General features: G+C 37.4%; 16 protein-coding genes. 12 read left to right on the plus strand and 4 right to left on the minus strand.

Translation table 11 applies throughout. The annotated features are described in order from the left end of the window. Positions 1-64: 64 nt before the first annotated feature. The 8 genes from BUC21_RS11015 to porN all read left to right on the plus strand — a co-directional run bounded on the left by BUC21_RS11015 (position 65) and on the right by porN (position 7884). Positions 65-790, plus strand: a complete 726-nt coding sequence (locus BUC21_RS11015) for an O-methyltransferase (protein WP_073402307.1) — start codon at positions 65-67, stop codon at positions 788-790. A gap of 44 nt (positions 791-834) precedes the next feature. Continuing rightward, complete coding sequence (locus BUC21_RS11020; protein ID WP_073402310.1) at positions 835-1398, plus strand: cob(I)yrinic acid a,c-diamide adenosyltransferase; 564 nt, start codon at positions 835-837, stop codon at positions 1396-1398. A gap of 69 nt (positions 1399-1467) precedes the next feature. Next, positions 1468-1689: a DUF2795 domain-containing protein gene (locus tag BUC21_RS11025; RefSeq protein WP_073402313.1), complete on the plus strand. Its 222-nt coding sequence runs from the start codon at positions 1468-1470 to the stop codon at positions 1687-1689. A 161-nt stretch (positions 1690-1850) separates the two neighbouring features. Beyond that, positions 1851-2792 carry a PorP/SprF family type IX secretion system membrane protein gene (locus tag BUC21_RS11030; RefSeq protein ID WP_073402316.1) on the plus strand — a complete coding sequence of 314 codons (942 nt, stop codon included), beginning with the start codon at positions 1851-1853 and terminating at the stop codon, positions 2790-2792. A 4-nt stretch (positions 2793-2796) separates the two neighbouring features. Then, the gene (gene porK, locus BUC21_RS11035; RefSeq protein ID WP_073402319.1) at positions 2797-4224 is read left to right on the plus strand and encodes a T9SS ring complex lipoprotein PorK/GldK; all 1428 of its coding nucleotides are present in this window, start codon (positions 2797-2799) and stop codon (positions 4222-4224) included. A gap of 2 nt (positions 4225-4226) precedes the next feature. After that, on the plus strand, positions 4227-5246 hold the full coding sequence (porL, locus tag BUC21_RS11040; RefSeq protein ID WP_073402322.1) for a type IX secretion system motor protein PorL/GldL: 1020 nt from the start codon (positions 4227-4229) through the stop codon (positions 5244-5246). A gap of 14 nt (positions 5247-5260) precedes the next feature. Then, positions 5261-6826 (plus strand): type IX secretion system motor protein PorM/GldM, encoded by a 1566-nt coding sequence (gene porM, locus BUC21_RS11045; RefSeq protein WP_073402324.1) that lies wholly within the window; start codon positions 5261-5263, stop codon positions 6824-6826. Positions 6827-6840: 14 nt separating this feature from the next. Beyond that, complete coding sequence (gene porN, locus BUC21_RS11050) at positions 6841-7884, plus strand: type IX secretion system ring subunit PorN/GldN (protein ID WP_073402327.1); 1044 nt, start codon at positions 6841-6843, stop codon at positions 7882-7884. 159 nt (positions 7885-8043) lie between these two features. Here porN and BUC21_RS11055 read toward each other — a convergent pair whose 3' ends face one another. From BUC21_RS11055 to rnr, 3 genes are all read right to left on the minus strand, one after another. Beyond that, positions 8044-8517, minus strand: a complete 474-nt coding sequence (locus BUC21_RS11055; RefSeq protein ID WP_073402329.1) for a pyridoxamine 5'-phosphate oxidase family protein — start codon at positions 8515-8517, stop codon at positions 8044-8046. Next, positions 8514-8984, minus strand: a complete 471-nt coding sequence (locus BUC21_RS11060) for a lipocalin family protein (RefSeq protein ID WP_073402331.1) — start codon at positions 8982-8984, stop codon at positions 8514-8516. The genes BUC21_RS11055 and BUC21_RS11060 overlap by 4 nt, the downstream gene beginning before the upstream one ends. A 68-nt stretch (positions 8985-9052) precedes the next feature. Then, on the minus strand, positions 9053-11197 hold the full coding sequence (gene rnr, locus BUC21_RS11065; RefSeq protein WP_073402334.1) for a ribonuclease R: 2145 nt from the start codon (positions 11195-11197) through the stop codon (positions 9053-9055). A 234-nt stretch (positions 11198-11431) separates the two neighbouring features. On the opposite strand from rnr, the gene BUC21_RS11070 reads away from it, so the two are divergent. From BUC21_RS11070 to BUC21_RS11085, 4 genes are all read left to right on the plus strand, one after another. Continuing rightward, complete coding sequence (locus BUC21_RS11070) at positions 11432-12442, plus strand: NAD-dependent epimerase/dehydratase family protein (protein WP_073402337.1); 1011 nt, start codon at positions 11432-11434, stop codon at positions 12440-12442. Next, complete coding sequence (locus tag BUC21_RS11075) at positions 12433-13398, plus strand: phosphatase PAP2 family protein (RefSeq protein WP_073402341.1); 966 nt, start codon at positions 12433-12435, stop codon at positions 13396-13398. The genes BUC21_RS11070 and BUC21_RS11075 overlap by 10 nt, the downstream gene beginning before the upstream one ends. Before the next feature lie 151 nt (positions 13399-13549). After that, a complete protein-coding gene (locus BUC21_RS11080) occupies positions 13550-15916 on the plus strand; it encodes a TonB-dependent receptor (RefSeq protein WP_073402344.1) in 2367 nt (788 codons plus the stop codon). Beyond that, positions 15916-17046 (plus strand): PepSY-associated TM helix domain-containing protein, encoded by a 1131-nt coding sequence (locus BUC21_RS11085; RefSeq protein WP_083547680.1) that lies wholly within the window; start codon positions 15916-15918, stop codon positions 17044-17046. The genes BUC21_RS11080 and BUC21_RS11085 overlap by 1 nt, the downstream gene beginning before the upstream one ends. Before the next feature lie 76 nt (positions 17047-17122). On the opposite strand, the gene dusB is transcribed toward BUC21_RS11085, so the two are convergent. Further along, a complete protein-coding gene (gene dusB, locus BUC21_RS11090; RefSeq protein ID WP_073402520.1) occupies positions 17123-18103 on the minus strand; it encodes a tRNA dihydrouridine synthase DusB in 981 nt (326 codons plus the stop codon). Positions 18104-18120: the final 17 nt, after the last annotated feature.

Below are 18120 nucleotides of genomic sequence, written 5' to 3' on the forward strand. Positions count from 1 at the left end.
AAAGTACTATATTTGTCATTAATAAAAAGCAGGATGAATGTGATGACGATATGTTTTTTACCTTATGAAGAAGCAAATGTTTTATAAAAGAATACTGATTTGGTTGTTAAGATTCAGGCATCGTAAAGGCTATGGAGTGCATTCTCCTTTTGCCTTTAATCTGATAACCGGAGTAATCTATGAGAAAGCTCAATATTACGATTATGAGTATTTAAACGATTTAATTGAGAAAACCAGTCAGAAGTATTCTTCTTCCTGGAATCGTTATCTTGAGAGTGCTAAAATATATGAGTTTATTTTTAGATTGGCTAATTATGCCCATCCGCAAACTATTCTCGAAATAGGAACTTCTGTTGGAGCAGGCAGTGTTTATCTTTCATGCAGTAGAAAAAATGCTCGTTTCATAACTGTTGATAAGAATTCTCCGACAAATACTTTGGCTGCTACTCTTTTTAAAAATTATAGTGGCAATATAGATTTTCGCTTTGGCGATGTTTCAGCTTTGGTTTCGGGAGCAATATCAGAACTAGACTTACTCGATTTTTTATTTCTTCATGCGGGAGATTATCCATTGAACGCCGTTCAGTCAATGTTTGAACAATGCATCAGTAAAAGCAATGCAGGTTCTGTCTTTTTAATTCAGGATATACATAAATCTTCAGCTTTGAAAAGATGGTGGAAAGAAATTCAGCTTGACGAACGGGTGGGCATTACGTTTGATCTTTACGATTTCGGTATTATTTTCTTCGATAGAAAAAAAATAAAACAACACTATATTGTTAATTTTTAGATATAATTTTGCTAAACTCAGTCTGGACTATAAATAAAAACACTATGAAAAAAAGCAATGTATATACCAGAACCGGAGACGAAGGAACGACTTCACTGGTAGGAGGGACAAGAGTCTCTAAAACAGATATTCGTTTAGAATCGTACGGCACTGTAGATGAGCTGAATGCTCACCTAGGTTTGCTGATGACGTATATTGAGGATGATGCGGATAAAGAATTCCTTTTGAAGATACAGCATAAGCTGTTTTCAGTTGGTTCTTACCTGGCTACTGATCAGGATAAAACACCACTGAAGGAATGTAGCATTATTTTGCCGTCACACATTGAAGAAATAGAAAGGGAGATTGACATGATAGATGAACAATTGCCACCAATCAATCGTTTTGTTATTCCAGGCGGGTGTAGAGGAACGGCAATTTGTCACGTTTGCCGTACTGTTTGCCGAAGAGCGGAGAGGCGTATATTATCTCTATCAAAGAGTTGCTTTATTGATAAAAATATAATGGTCTTTATGAACCGTTTGTCCGATTATTTGTTCCTTTTATCCCGAAAACAGAATATAAATATAAATCGCAATGAAATATTTTGGGATAATACTTGCAAATGAGATTATTTATTATACTTTTGCGGGAAAATTAAAACACGAGTTTAGTAATCATTTTTAATACTAACAGTTATGTATTGGACGTTGGAATTGGCATCTAAACTGGAAGATGCACCTTGGCCTGCAAGTAAGGACGAGCTTATTGACTTCGCAATGCGCTCTGGCGCACCGCTTGAAGTTATTGAAAATCTTCAGGATTTGGAAGATGAAGGTGAGATATATGAAAGTATAGAAGATATTTGGCCGGATTATCCCAGCAAAGAAGACTTCTTCTTTAACGAAGAAGAGTACTAAAAACTTATTAAAGGAAGGAATTTTGAATTACCTTCCTTTTTTGTTGACTTATTCTTCATTATCTGTTTTCGTATTTCTTTTTAATTTTTCTTCAGGAATACAATTTATTAACCTTTTAGCAGTTAATTAAGGTAGGTGTTTACTTTGATTGATACGCTTCGATGAATTTAATAAAATACTTTTTATTTTGTTTCGCTTTGCTTTGCTCTCTTTCCGTCAAAGCACAGTTCGACGTGCAGTTTAGTCAGTATTGGGCGGTGACCGGATATTACAATCCCGCCTATGCCGGGCAAACCGACAAACTAATTATTACCGGAGCCTACAGTCAGCAATTAATGGGGTTTACCAATGCCCCGAAATCAATGTTTTTTGCTGCCGATATGCCTGTTAAATTCTTAGGAAGTAAACATGGTGTAGGCGTAACTCTTTTTAATGAAGGTATCGGCCTTTTCAGAAATCAGATAGTTGGCTTGCAATATTCTTATAAAAAGCAATTGGGTAAAGGACAAATGGGTGTTGGCCTGCAGGTTGGTGCATTAAATTTATCTTTTGATCCGACAAATATCAACTTAGGCGACCAGACCAATGACGACGCTTTCCCTGCAACATCTGTTTCCGGAACAAGTATGGATGCAGGCGTAGGTCTTTATTATACACATCCTCAATATTATGGCGGTTTATCTGTCACTCATCTTTCTGCTCCAACTGTTTTGATGGGCGAGAATAACAAGTTTAAAGTGGATCCTACTATTTATTTAACGGGAGGATGCAATATAAAAACGAAAAATCCGTTAATTTGGTTACAGCCATCATTCTTGTTGAAGAGTGATTTAGTATCTACAAAAGTAGATTTTACGGGACGAATGTTCTACAACTATAACGAAAAGACTCTTTATGGAGGACTCTCTTACAGTCCTGCAACATCAGTCACGTTTTTAGTTGGAACAAAAATAAAGAATATTACTGTAGGCTATGCTTACGAAATGTTTACGTCGCAGATAGGGATTGGAAGCGGAAGCCACGATCTGTTTATAAATTATTCGACTGATATAAACTTTTCGGGACACAGTAAAAACAGACATAAAAGTATACGTATTTTATAAGATTATGAAAAAACTCTTATTCATAGTTAGTTTAGTAATAACAGTTGCACTAATTTCATGCGGTGCCCCTGTGGGAGAGTCTTCTTCCGGAGGAGAGCTGACCGGCATAAGTGCAGTGGCGTGGGATGAACCGGCACCTTATGGTATGGTGCTGATTAAGCGGGGATCAGTAAAGGTAGGCCCAAGTGAAACCGATAGCCTTTGGGGCAAGTCTGTTCCGTCTAAAGATATATCTGTAGATGCTTTCTGGATGGACGAAACAGAAGTGAGCAATTCCAAATATAAACAGTTTGTATTTTGGGTAAGAGACTCTATTATCCGTGAACGTCTGGCAGATCCTGCCTATGGGGGAAACGAAGTATATAAAATAACTGAAGACAGATATGGCGATCCTGTAAAACCTCATCTCAATTGGGCAAAACCTATTCCATGGAGAAGAGCTTCTGAAGAAGAGCAGGCTGCTATTAACAGTGTTTACAAAACTCATCCGATTGATGGAACAAGGATGCTTGATGCCGACCAGATGAATTATTATTATGAAGACTTTGATTATACTCAGGCTGCGCTTCGTAAAAACAGATTAAATCCGGCTCAAAGGAATAAGAATACAGATGTTCCGGTTAATTATGATGAAGTGGTAATGATATCTAAAGATACTGCATATATTGATGATGAAGGACGAATTGTGAATAGGACAATTACTCGCAGACTTTCATCTTTATATGATTTTCAGAATAGTTATATCGTGAACGTTTATCCGGATACAACTTGCTGGGTGAACGATTTCCGAAATTCCTATAACGAGCCTTATATGAAGCTCTATTTTAGTCACCCCAGTTATAACGACTATCCTGTAGTTGGTGTATCGTGGGAACAAGCAAATGCTTTTTGTGCATGGAGAACTAATTATTTGTTAGCCGGCCTTCGTGGTGCTGCCCGCTATTTACAACGTTATCGTTTACCGACCGAAGTGGAATGGGAATTTGCAGCAAGGGGTAAGGAAGATAATGCTTATCCGTGGAAAGGAAAAGATACAAAATCGGATGAAGGTTGTTATTATGCAAATTATAAACCGGGTAGGGGAAACTACACAAAAGATGGAAATCTGATATCAACAAAGGTGGGTTCTTATTCTCCTAATTCAAATGGTTTATACGATATGGCAGGTAATGTTTCTGAATGGACTTCTACTGTTTATACAGAAGCAGGAGTATTGTCCATGAATGATATGAATCCCGAACTAAAATACAACGCAGCGAAGGAAGATCCTTATGTGATGAAGAAGAAAACCGTTCGTGGCGGATCCTGGAAAGATGTGGCTGCTTATGTACGATCTGATGCACGTTCTTATGAATATCAAAACGAAAGTAGATCTTATATAGGTTTCCGCTGTGTGAGAACTCAGGTTGGTTATAATAAAAAAGGCAGATAACTATGATGAACAATATTAAAAAGAGAGGGCTATTCCATAGATTTCAGGATTTTATGGCTAGCTATAAAGGAAAAGTTTTACTCAATTATGCTTATAGTTGGGGGGCCTCTATTGTAATTACCGGTGTATTGTTTAAGTTAACCCATTTGCCGGGTGCAAACATGATGTTGTGGATTGGTATGGGTACCGAAATATTGGTATTCTTTATCTCTGCCTTCGATCGTCCAGCTAAGACATATAAATGGGAAAGTGTGTTTCCTGATATAAAGATATCAGGAACTACTTATGCTAAAAGGAAAGAATGGCCGGATGCTGATAATGGTACCGAGGAAACGAAACTTCCGAATGTTGTTCAACAAGCAATAAATCAGTCTGCAACTAAGAAATCTGTTGGTGATGTAGTGTCACAACCTACTTATTCCCCGGTTGTTCCGGCATCTTCACAGGTAAGTGCTCTGAATGCTTCGGTTGGTGTGCAGGCACAAAGAGCATCAGTTTCTGGTGGTGCTCCTGTTTCTGGTGGTGAGGACTGGGCATCAATGATTAGTGGTGAGGTAGCTGCTAATTCTCCTGAGGTAGCAGATGCAACATCTGTCTATCTGACAAAATTGGAATCAATGGCAAATACATTGGAACGTTTCAATTCAGCAACTAATGCTTTGGCTGAGGTTTCAGATACTTTACTGAAATCTTATAAGAGCATTAGTGATAACTCAGATTCTATCACTACAAACTCGGCTGGATATGTAGATCAGATGCAATCCTTGAACCGTAACCTGATGGGGTTAAATACTATTTATGAAATTCAATTAAAGAGTATCAGTTCTCAGATTGATACAATAGATAAAGTAAACGTTGGTTTGAAACGCATCAAAGAGATGTATGAAGGATCAACAGGTAATAGTGAGAAGTTCAATGAAGAAGCCGAAAAAATGGCACAGCAAATGGAAGAATTAAACAAAGTTTATGCTCGCATGCTGAAGGCTATGACGGTGAACATGAATAATCAACAACAATTATAAACAAGTAGATAGATATGGCATCAATCGGACCGGAGTCTCCACGGCAGAAGATGATAAACTTGATGTATCTCGTCTTGATGGCTTTGTTGGCTTTGAATGTTTCTTCAGATGTGCTCAATGGTTTTTCACTTGTAGATGAGAGCTTGAACAGATCAACTGCTAATTCCACGAAACAGAATAAGTCTTTGTATAAAGATATGTCTGATTTTCTGGAAATGAATCCGGAAAAGGTACAGGAATGGTTTAATAGAGCGCAGTATGTTCGGAAAATGTCGGACTCTCTTTACCAGTATGTAGATGAACTGAAATTGAAAATAATAAAGGTTGCTGATAGTGATGCTAATAATTTAGCGGAAGTCAGGAATCAGGAAGATCTTGAAGCTGCAAATTTTGTTATGTTAGCTCCGGTTACCGGACAGGGCAAGAAACTGTATAACGCGGTTAACAAGTATAAAAAAGCCATTTTGACAATGGTTGTAGACAGTACACAGAGAAAGATTATAAGCAGTAATCTAAGCACATCTGTTCCTCGGAGGGCTAGTACTATTGGCAAGAACTGGCAGGAATATATTTTTGAGAATACCCCTGTGGCAGCCGCAGTAACTTTACTGACTAAACTGCAAAATGATATACGCTATGCTGAGGGTGAGGTTCTTCATACTTTAGTGAAGAATATCGATGTAAGAGATATCCGGGTAAATGAGGTGAATGCTTATGTTATTCCTAATGCGCAAACCATTGTACGTGGAGGAAAATTCAGTGCTCAGATTATTCTGGCTGCAGTAGATTCCACACAAAAACCTTCTATTTATATAGGAAACAGATTATTGCCTGGTGTGCGTAATGGCTTGTTTGAAACTATTTGCAGTAATACAGGAGAGTTTAACTTAACTGGTTATCTGGAATTGAACAAGGGTAATGGAGATATATTGAAACGTAATTTCTCTCAGAAATATACAGTGATAGATCCATCGGCTACGGTATCGGCAACCATGATGAACGTGCTTTATGCAGGTTATGATAATCCGATGAGTGTATCTGTTCCGGGGGTAGCAAATCAAAATGTGCAAATGAACATTACTAATGGTAATGGAATATTGAGAAAAGTTTCGGGAGGATATGTTGTTCGTCCTTCAAGGATTGGACAGACTAATTTTGCTGTAACTGCCAACGTAGGGGGAAGGAATCAGGTAATGGGTAATTTTGTATATCGTGTACGTCAGTTGCCTGATCCAATGCCGTTCATTGAATATGGTAGTGCTGATAATCCTAAAAGATATCGTGGAGGAACTGGTTTTTCTAAGGCGCTTCTTATGGGGACTGATGGTATTGTTGCGGCAATTGACGATGGACTGTTAAATGTAAATTTCCGAGTTCTCAGTTTTGAAACGGTATTTTTTGATAATATGGGGAATGCTGTTCCGGAAGTTTCGACCGGCAGTAAATTTTCGGCAAGACAAAGAGATGTATTCCGTAAGTTGTCTCGCGGAAAAAGATTCTATATTTCGAGGGTAAGAGCTGTAGGGCCTGATGGTATTGAGCGCTTGCTCCCAACAACTCTGGAAGTAATTGTTAATTAATAAAAGACGAAGATATGAAACGCTTTATATGTATCATGGCTTTTCTTTGCACATCACTTGGTATGTATCAGGTAGCTGCGCAACCTAAAGCGCGTAAAGCTAAGCAAGAAGTTAAGGAATCGGCTCCGATTCTTTCTGTAAGAGCACAAACTCAGTATACCGGGCAACTTGATATGCCTGAGGAAGTGGTTTGGAAACGTGAGATTTACAGAACGCTTGATCTGAAGAAGGAAAAGAATACTGCCTTGTACTATCCTGTGGAACCGATGGGGGATAAAATGAATCTTTTTACTTTAATATTTAAATTGATGGCAGAGGGCAAGATTCCTGCTTATGAATACCGCCTGGATGGCACAGAAGTATTGACCACTGATAATAAAGTGAAATTTAAAGATGTTCTCGACCGTTTTCATATTTATTATCAGATAAAGAAAGATGCGCAGACCAAAGATACTCTTTTTACTTTTGATAATAGTGATATACCCAGCAATGAAGTTCTCAGTTATTTTATAAAAGAGGTTTGGTTCTTTGATCAACATTCATCAACCTACAATTCAAAGGTGGTAGCAATTTGTCCGGTGCTTCATCGTAGTGGTGATTTCTCTATGGAAGTAACTAAATATCCTATGTTTTGGTTAAACTACAGTGATCTTAGTCCTTATCTGGTTCGCATGAATGTGATGACTAGCAATTTGAATAACACTTCTAATATAAGTCTGGATGATTATTTTACAACTCGTCAGTTTAGTGGGGATATTTATAAAACTACCAATATGATGAATCAGACTCTTGCACAGTATTGCACTACCGATAGTGCTATGGTAAAAGAGCAGAAAAAAATAGAAGGTCAGCTGAAAGCTTTTGAGGAACATTTATGGGAAAGTGATACAATCTCACAGAAGAATATTGCAAGTAAGAAAGCGGCTTCCTCAATTAAATCGAAAGCGATAAAGAGTTCCAGACGAAAAGCACAGGCCGTATCTGAAGTGAAGGTGAAAAAAGAGAAGTCTTCTTCTGTTTCTGCACCAAAAGCATCTGTTCGCCGTCAAAGAAGATAATTATTTTATAAACATTCTGCTATCTGTCACTATTTAAATCTTAATTGATTAGCTGAGAGTAAAATGTGTTAGTGGTCGATAAATAGTAACACAACTATTTATCGACCACTAATTTATTATATCTACAACCTTTTTGAGGTGTACAATAAAGCCTTAACTTTATCTTTTATGAGGTACTCCGTATTCTTTTGCACTAATGCTGTCAATAGGAATTTCCCATATCTTCACATTCTTTACTGCAGGATCAGAGTATTCAAAGGTTTTATCAGAATACTGTTTCATAATGATATTAAGTGCATCTCGTTTATCCTCTAAATTCTCAATGAAGTGAACCTTTCCTCTGCAGATAACACTTTTTGCTTTCATGCGATAGCTGCAAGCAACCTGAGGGTGTTGAAATACCAGTTCGTGATCAATGCTGAAAGTTATACAAACATTGTTATTGTGATTTAGAATATCAATAGAGTGTCCTGTAGGACCGGAATGCAGATAGATTACTCCATCCTGATATCCAAAGTTCATGGGGATAACATATGGATTGTTTTCATTATCAACCATTCCTACATAACAAATATCACATCTGGAGATTATTTCTTCTACTTTTTCCTGTTCGTCTAATACTACTGTCTTCATTCTTTTATCTCGTTAGTTTGTTTTGTCCAATGTACTTTTGCCAGTTCAAATCCATTATTTACCAATCGGTAAACGATGGGGCGTAATTCTTCATTGTCAATTATTGGTTTGCGATAAAGAATCCATAAATTGGATCTTGAAGAGTTTGAAACAACAGCCCATTGGTAATCCTCATCTAAATCGATAACCCAGTAATCACCTTTAAATGGCCAATGGAACTGAACTTTAAGTTTTGCATTTCCGCTATTTGGTACAATAAAAGCTTTACCCTTAATTTCGCCATCTTTATTTGATTTCTTGTATCGGTTGATAACTTCCAGATAACCATCTTTTTGAATGTATTCTGCAGAAACATTAGTGGCGCCTTTCTCATACCAGTGTTGGTATCGGCCAATTTCGTACCACACTCCGGCATATCTATCTATTTCAACATAGGGAACAGGCTCTATTGTTTTTTTTCGCTTCATTTATTTAATAAAACTTAATACGTAAGTAACAATTTTATGGAAAAAAGGTTTTGTAAAAGTAGAAAGAATTATTCAACCAATGCAAAATCAAGCTGTTTCTTTTCAATGTTTGCCCGGGCAACTTTTATAGTGATAGAATCTCCTAAGCTATATGTTCTGTGTTTCTTACGACCCCTTAGGCAATAATTCTTTTCATCAAATTCATAATAATCATCATCCAGATCACGGATCGGAACCATTCCCTCGCACTTATTCTCATTTAGTTCTACATATAATCCCCATTCAGTAATGCCCGAAATAACTCCGTCGTAGATTTGTCCAAGACGTTCGCTCATAAACTCAACTTGCTTGTATTTTATTGAGGCACGTTCTGCATTGGCTGCAATCTGTTCCATGTCCGAACTATGCACACAAAGCTCTTCATATTTTGTTTCCGAAGCAGTTCTTCCTCCTTCCAGATATCTGGTCAGTAAACGGTGAACCATTAAATCCGGGAAACGACGGATAGGTGATGTAAAATGAGTGTAATAATCGAAAGCTAATCCGTAATGTCCAATGTTGTGAACAGAATATTTTGCTTTCTGCATTGCACGTATGGATACTGTTTCAATTAGATTTTCCTCGTTTTTCCCTTGAACATCATCTAACAAGTGATTAATAGATTTCGAGATATCAGTCTTTGTTCCGCTGGTACGAAGCTTATATCCAAAACGAGCAATAAACTGAGATAAATTATCCAGTTTGTCAGGATCTGGAAGATCGTGAATACGATAAGGAAGAACCTTTGGATTTTTACCAGCCGGAACTTTTCCTATTTTTTCTGCCACAGTTTTGTTAGCTAATAACATGAATTCTTCAACTAACTTATTTGCGTCTTTAGAGTATTTGAAATATACACTGATTGGTTTCCCTTTTTCATCTATTTCAAATTTCACTTCGTAACGATCAAAGTTAATAGCCCCGGCACTATATCTTTTTTCCCGAAGAATCTTAGCGATGTGATCCATAGCCAGTACTTCTTCCTTATAATCACCTTCTTTTGTTTCTATAATATTCTGAGCTTCTTCGTAAGTAAAACGGCGATCGGACTTAATTACTGTATGAACAATACGGGAATCTTTTACTTCTCCTTTATCTGTAATATTAAAGATTACTGAATATGCCAGTTTTTCCTCGTTTGGTCTTAGTGAACAGATGAAGTTACATAAACGTTCTGGAAGCATAGGAATTGTACGGTCAACCAGATAAACAGATGTAGCTCGTTTCTCTGCTTCTTTGTCTATGATACTTCCTTCCTTTACGTAGTGAGAAACATCCGCTATATGAACGCCAATCTCCCAAAGGCCATCTTTCATTTTACGGATGGAAAGTGCGTCATCAAAGTCTTTTGCGTCTTTTGGGTCTATAGTAAACGTTGTAACGTTACGGAAATCTTCACGTTTTGCAATTTCTTCTTCAGAAATTTCTGCAGGAATTTTGTCAGCAGCTTCCTCTACGGCCTTTGGATAAATATATGGAAGTCCAAATTCTGCGAGGATAGCATGCATTTCTGTTGTGTTATCTCCTGCAACTCCCAAAATATCAATAACCTGACCAATAGGATTCTTGGCTTTTTCCGGCCACTCTGTGATTTTTACCACAGCTTTATCACCGGTTTTCCCACCTTTAAGTTTATCTTTTGGAATAAATATATCATTGGCCAGGGTACGGTTTTCTGTAATCAGAAACGCATAAGCTTTGGAAACTTCCAATGTTCCTACAAAGTTTGTATTAGCACGTTCCAAAATCTCAATTACCTCCCCTTCAGCTTCTCTATTCTTGCATTTCGCATAAAAAGCTATGCGTACGCGATCACCATTCATTGCATGAGCGGAGTTTCGTTCTGCCACAAAAATAGATTCTTCACTTCCATCGGGAATGAAAGAGTTCTTTCCATTACTTTTTCTAAGGAAAGTACCCACCATTTCAGTTCCGCGAGTATTTAATTTATATTTTCCTTTTTCTACTTCACTGATATAATCATCAGAAAGCATTTCGTAAAGAATATCCATGCACAGCATCTTTAGGGGATGTGTGTTCAGATTTAATTCTGCAAAAATATATTTTAAGTTAAGGACTTCTCCCGATTTAGTTTGAAACAGGCTCATCATTAGGTCAGCTAACTGGGCTTTCTTCATTCTCTTTCCTGCTTTCTTTTTATCTTTTTTAGCCATAAATACTATTTTTATAGTTATTAAATACAAAGTAAACAAATTATTGTATTCAGTGTGCTTCATTTATAGGAAAGTTCAGTACTAAAATCAAAATTGTAGTGATAAGATTCGTTAAATGAATAAAAATGTTAACTTTGCCGAAAACACAAGTTTTTGATTTGTAAGCTCTGAGTATATTCTCAGCTAGTTGTTTATGGAGAGGGGAACTATTTTAATAAGAGAGAGTCAGGTTGTATGAGCAAAAGTATTTTAGTTACAGGCGCAAGTGGATTTATTGGCAACTTTATAGTTAAAGAGGCGTTACGCAAAGGCTATGATGTATGGGCTGGAGTTCGTGCTACAAGTAATTTGGAAGGATTACAGGCCAATAATATCAATTTAATAGAACTTGATTTTGCTCACCCGGCAACATTAAAAGTGCAGCTTGCTGATTTTAAAGAGACTAATACCAAATGGGATTATATTATACATACTGCTGGTTTAACCAAATGCAACGATAAAAAAGATTTTGATAAGGTAAATTATGTTGGTACGAAGAACTTTATAGAGGTCTTAACCAAACTGAATATGATTCCTAAGAAATTTATATATCTAAGCTCTTTAAGTGTATTTGGCCCTATCCATGAAAAGAAAATGGTTCCAATTTCGGAAGACGATACTCCTAAGCCAAATACAGCTTATGGTCTGAGCAAATTGCATGCCGAAGAATATATTAAAGAAATTCCCGATTTTCCATATCTTATTTATCGTCCAACAGGTGTTTATGGACCACGCGAGAAAGATTATTTTATGATGGCTCAGTCTATTCAGAAACATATTGATTTTGCAGCCGGATTTCGTAAACAGCTCCTTACATTTGTGTATGTCGCCGATTTGGCTCAGGCAATCTTCCTTGGAATAGAGAAGGATGTTTGCCGAAAATCTTATTTTGTGAGTGACGGAAAAGTCTATACAAGCAGGGATTTTTCAGATTTAATTCAAAAAGAGCTAAGAATTCCTTTTGTAATACATGTTAAGTGTCCATTAATTGTTTTAAAAGTTATATCTTTGTGCGCTGATTTTTTTGCATCATATTCAGGAAAAAGCAGTACGCTGAATGCAGATAAATACAAAATAATGAAACAAAGAAACTGGCAATGTGATATTACCCCTTTAATAGAGGAATTGGGATATATGCCCCAATATCAATTGGATAAAGGAGTAAAGCAAACAATTGCCTGGTATAAAAAAGAAGGATGGCTTTAGATTTGTTTAAGAAGGTTGAGACTCAGAAAGGGTTATTCGCCGTAGAGAAGATTTCGTTGATATATAATCTTCTGACATCAATATTGATTCTTTTTATGTTTTCTCAAATGAGTCATCCCATGCAAATGCTGTGGGATAGAATCGTAATTGCAGTATTAACCTTCTGCTTGATGTACCTTTATCGCCTTGCTCCTTGTAAATTTTCAGCTTTTGTAAGAATTGCAGTTCAAATGGGGCTTCTTTCTTACTGGTACCCGGATACTTATGAACTCAATAGGTTATTCACTAACCTGGATCACATATTCGCCTCTGCTGAACAGTTTATATTTGGTTGTCAGCCAGCTGTAGAATTTAGTAAGCATTTGCCTTATGAATGGGTAAGTGAACCATTAAATCTGGGCTATTTTTCTTATTATCCAATGATTTTGGTTGTGGCATTATACTATTTCTTTCACCGGTATGAGTTGTTTGAGAAATGGTCTTTTGTGATTGTTACTTCGTTTTTTATCTATTATTTTATTTATATTTTTCTTCCTGTTGCCGGCCCTCAGTTCTATTTTCCTGCCATTGGTATGGAGAATGTGTCGCAAGGAATATTCCCTGCTATAGGTAATTATTTTAATTTCCATCATGAGCTACTCCCCGGACCAGATTATGCCCATGGATTCTTTTATAGTCTGGTTGATGGCTCACAGCAAGTGGGTGAACGTCCAACAGCAGCTTTCCCAAGTTCGCACGTGGGAATGTCGACCATATTAATGTTGTCTGCTTTCAGGGAAAACAGAAAACTAGCCTCTTTCCTTTTGCCTTTCTATTTTCTTCTTTGTTGTGCCACAGTATACATTCAGGCTCATTACCTGATTGATGCAATTGCAGGATTTATCTCTGCTTTCTTTATCTATATTCTTACATCGAAGATTTATAAGAAATGGTTTGCTGAACCGATGTTTCGTTGAGACATATTTCGTTAAATAGCTAAATAGATTTAAGAATATCACTACTATTGGTGATGTTGTATCCTTGTTTTACCTAAATGTGGTGATTTCCTTTGATTACTAGGTGCTGTACCTTTGCTGCCATTAATAAACATATAAATGGTATAAGTAAATGGGAAAGAGATTTAGTTTAAAATTCAACGTTTGTTTTACTTTATTTTTATTGCTTGGCGTACTAATAGCTAATGCTGATACTGGATTTGGTAAAATTAAAGGCTTTGTGAAGAATACAAAGAATAAGCCTCTTCAGAATGTTAACGTTGCAATAGAAGGCACATCTGTAAATGCTATATCCAATAATTCCGGAGAATTCTCTCTGGATAATGTTCAATCAGGCAGTAATACGTTGGTTGTAACAATGATAGGTTATAGAACTCAGAAGAAGCAAATAACAATTTCATCAGGAGAAATTACTGAATGCAGTTTTATGCTGGATGATAATGCTTACCACCTTAATGAGGTAACAATTATATCCTCGAAACAAATTTATAATCCAAAAGAAATCTCTTCATCTTTGAGGCTGGGAACTCCTATCTTAAATATACCTCAGAATGTTCAGGTAATTGATCAGTCGCTTTTGGCTGATCAGCAAGTCAATTCAATGCTAGAAGGAGTTTCAAGAAATGTAAGTGGAGTAAGACGTATGGAACATTGGGATACGTATGCGTTGTTGTATATGCGTGGGTCTCAGGTTGCCGCTTTCCGAAATGGAATGAATGTTCAGATGCCGTGGGGGCCTTTAGCTGAAGACATGAGCATGGTAGACCGAATTGAGTTTGTAAAAGGACCAGCCGGATTCATGTTAGCTAACGGTGAGCCCAGCGGTTTTTATAATATTGTAACAAAGAAACCTACAGGTAATACTAAGGGGAGTATTTCTACCTCTTTAGGAAGCAACGATTTATATCGTGCAGCATTAGATGTTGATGGTATACTTACAAAAGATAAAAAGCTTCTTGTCAGATTAAATATGATGGGGCAGAGTGCTGGTTCTCACCGACCGAATGAGTGGAGTAAGAAATATATAATTGCTCCTGTTCTGAGTTATAAGTTTGACGATAAAACATCTTTGACTGCCGAATATACTTATCAGCATCAGCAAATGTCTGTTGTTGGTTCTAATTATGTTTTCGGACTAAATGGATATGGTGAATTGCCTTATGACTTTACTACGGTTGAACCTAATCTTGATCCAACCAGTATTAACGATCATAGTTTATTTCTTACTTTGAATCATCAGTTTAATAAAGACTGGAAATTTACCGGACAGCTCGCTTATTTAAATTTTAATCAGAAAGGTTCTTCTATATGGCCTACATCATTGGACTTGGATGGAACATTACATCGCCGCTTAACAATATGGGATGCTTTTAATGAAGCAAAACTCGGGCAATTCTTTGTTAATGGAAAAGTTACTACGGGTGGTATAAATCACCGCATTTTGGCCGGCCTTGATATGGGAAGTAAAAATTATATTGCTGATTGGGGACAAGCTTTTGATTTAGAAGGATCAGTTCCCTTTAATATATATAATCCACAACATGGAACGCTCACCGCATCCACACTTCCAAAGTTTGATAGAAGTCTCAGCCTTAGAGCCCGTGCCGGTAATAATATTGTAAACCAGAATTATACAGCATTATATGTTCAGGATGAACTTGGATTTTTTAATGATATTCTTCGTGTAACACTTGCGGGGCGTGTTACCGGAAATAAAACAAGTAGTTACGGAAGTAATACTAATGATACAAAATTCACTCCTCGTGTAGGAGTCAGCGCTGCTATTGATAAGACTACTTCTGTTTACGGATTATATGATCAGGCATTTGTTCCTCAAACAGGAACCGACTATACTGGAAAGGCTTTTGATCCTATTACCGGGAACAATCTTGAATTTGGGGTAAAGAAAAATTGGTTTGATGGTAACTGGAATTCAACCGTCAGCGTATATAGAATAACAAAGAACAATGTATTAACAACCGATGAAAATCATCCGCAATATTCAGTTCAGTTAGGCCAGAGCCGTACTCAGGGTGTTGAATTCGACTTAAAAGGACGTCTGTTTAAAGGTATGAATGTGATTTTTAATTATGCGTATACAGATTCAAAGGTTACAAAAGACGCTGATATAAACAAAGTTGGACAAAGTATGGCTGGCACAACCAAACATATTACCAATGGTTGGGTAAACTACACAATTCAGGAAGGAGTTTTGGCTAATATAGGATTTTCTTTAGGCTACCAATGGCAGCTAGACCGCTCAGCCTGGTATGTATTTAGTGGTACAAATTCAGAGTTGCCTGATTATTTTAGAATGGATGGTGCTGTATCCTGGAAAAAAGATAAGATTTCTTTGTCGCTTAATGTGAATAATCTATTAAATGACTACCTTTATTCCGGTTCTCCTTATGGAAATTTCTATTATTGGCAAACAGAACCACTTCGTAATTTCCGTTTGAATTTAACATATAACTTCTAATGATTAGTTTAAAGAAAGCAATAAAGAAGATACATTTATGGTTGGGATTGGCTTCTGGAATCGTAGTGTTTATTGTCTGTGTTACAGGTTGTCTATGGGTGTTTAATAAAGAAATAAACAGCGCATTTCTTCCCGATATGTCTGCTCAGAATTCGGGACACCTGCTTCCTCCTTCCAGATTAAAGACTATTGCTGAGGCTTATTGCCCGGAGGCGGAAGCTGTGAATGTACAATACAATAAGGGCAGAGCAGCTCAACTAACTTTAATGAAGGAAAAAGAAAGAACGCAGCTTTTTGTTAATCCTTATACAGGTGCTGTGATATATAGAAAGGGGAATTCCTTTGACTTTTTCCGTTTTGTTTTGAATGGGCATCGCACTCTTTGGCTGCCTAAAGATATAGGACATCTGGTTGTTAACTACGGAGTGATGATCTTCGTCATCACTCTATTGTCAGGCTTGGTACTTTGGTGGCCTAAAAGCCGGAAAGGATTACGTAACGGAACTAGATTTATGTGGAAAAAGTCTACAGGGAGTACTAAGCGCCTGTTTGACTTGCATAATGTTCTGGGTTTTTATGCCTGCATTGTGTTATTGGCTATTGGGATGACAGGTATGGTTTGGGGATTGGAATGGTGGTCGGAAGGAACATATTGGCTAACAACCGGAGGCGAGAAACTGCCGGATTGGGGAGTTGCTCAGTCGGATACCCTTAAAACAGGAACAAAAATAACGCTGGACAAGGCTGTTGATTATGTTTTCTTTAAATTATTGCCCGAATATCCTGAAGCCGAAGGTTTTCAATTTGGTTATGCCAGCCCAGAAGAGGCATCTTCTTCCATATATGCTGCTGTTTATCCTGACGTAGATAAATATTATAACCGTGATGTTTTTTCATTCGACCGTTACTCCTTGAAGGAAATTCCTCAAAAAGGTCCTTATGTGGGTAAGTATGCTGATGCTGGTTTTGGAGATAAGCTTCGAAGAATGAATTATGATATCCATGTTGGAGCTATATGGGGATTACCTGGAAAAGTTATTGTATTTTTTGCTGCCTTGATAGGCGCTACATTGCCGGTTACAGGTTTTCTGTTATGGTGGAGACGTACACAAAAGAAAAAGAAACATTGAAATTTATAGTTAATCACTTATTATAGTAAAAGGCGGGAAGATGTGATATCTTTCCGCCTTTTTATCTTTTTGCTATTTATGCATGTTCCTGGATAATCTTCTCAAATATCGTAAACAGTTCTTCTCTGGTATTTGCTCTTAGCATTGCAATACGCGTATCCCTGAAGTTTGGAATGCCTTTGAATAATGGGGATGCTGCCAAGTGGCGGCGCACATGTATAATTCCCCTACGCTCATCAAGTCTGTCAATACTTTGATTTACCTGTTCACGAAGGACATTCATTTTCCAGTCAAAGGTTAGTGGAGGAAGTTCCTCTCCGGTTTCAAGATAGTGCTTTATTTCCTTGAATATCCACGGACGGCCAAAGGTTGCACGACCAACCATAATAGCGTCAACGCCATAGCGGTCAAAATATTCCTTTACTTGCTGAGGGGTTGTTATGTCTCCGTTACCAATAATCGGAATATGCATACGTGGGTTATTTTTCACTTCACCAATAAGTGTCCAGTCGGCCTCACCAGTATACATCTGGCTTCTTGTTCTGCCGTGAATGGTAAGAGCAGCAATACCACAATCCTGTAATTGCTCGGCAAGTTCTACAATAACCTTGCTGTTGCTATCCCAACCAAGACGAGTTTTAACTGTAACAGGAATATTAACCGCATCTACCACTGCTTTAGTTATCTCAAGCATTTTAGGAATGTTTTGAAGCATACCTGCTCCGGCACCTTTACCTGCTACCTTTTTCACGGGACAACCAAAGTTAATATCCAAAATATCTGGCTTTGCTGCCTCTACTATCTTTGCTGCTTCAACCATCGGTTCTACTTCACGTCCGTAAATTTGCATGGCAACCGGGCGCTCTTCATCGCAAATGGTGAGCTTCTGGGTGGTTTTATTCACAAAACGCACCAATGCATCGCTAGATATAAACTCTGTATATACCATGTCTGCCCCGAATTGCTTGCACAGCAGTCGGAAAGCAATATCTGTAACATCCTCCATGGGAGCAAGGAATATGGGGCGTTCCCCTAAATCTATAGAGCCAATTTTCATAATCATCTTATTCTTGG

Source organism: Bacteroides luti (assembly GCF_900128905.1).
Classification (GTDB): Bacteria; Bacteroidota; Bacteroidia; order Bacteroidales; family Bacteroidaceae; genus Bacteroides; species Bacteroides luti.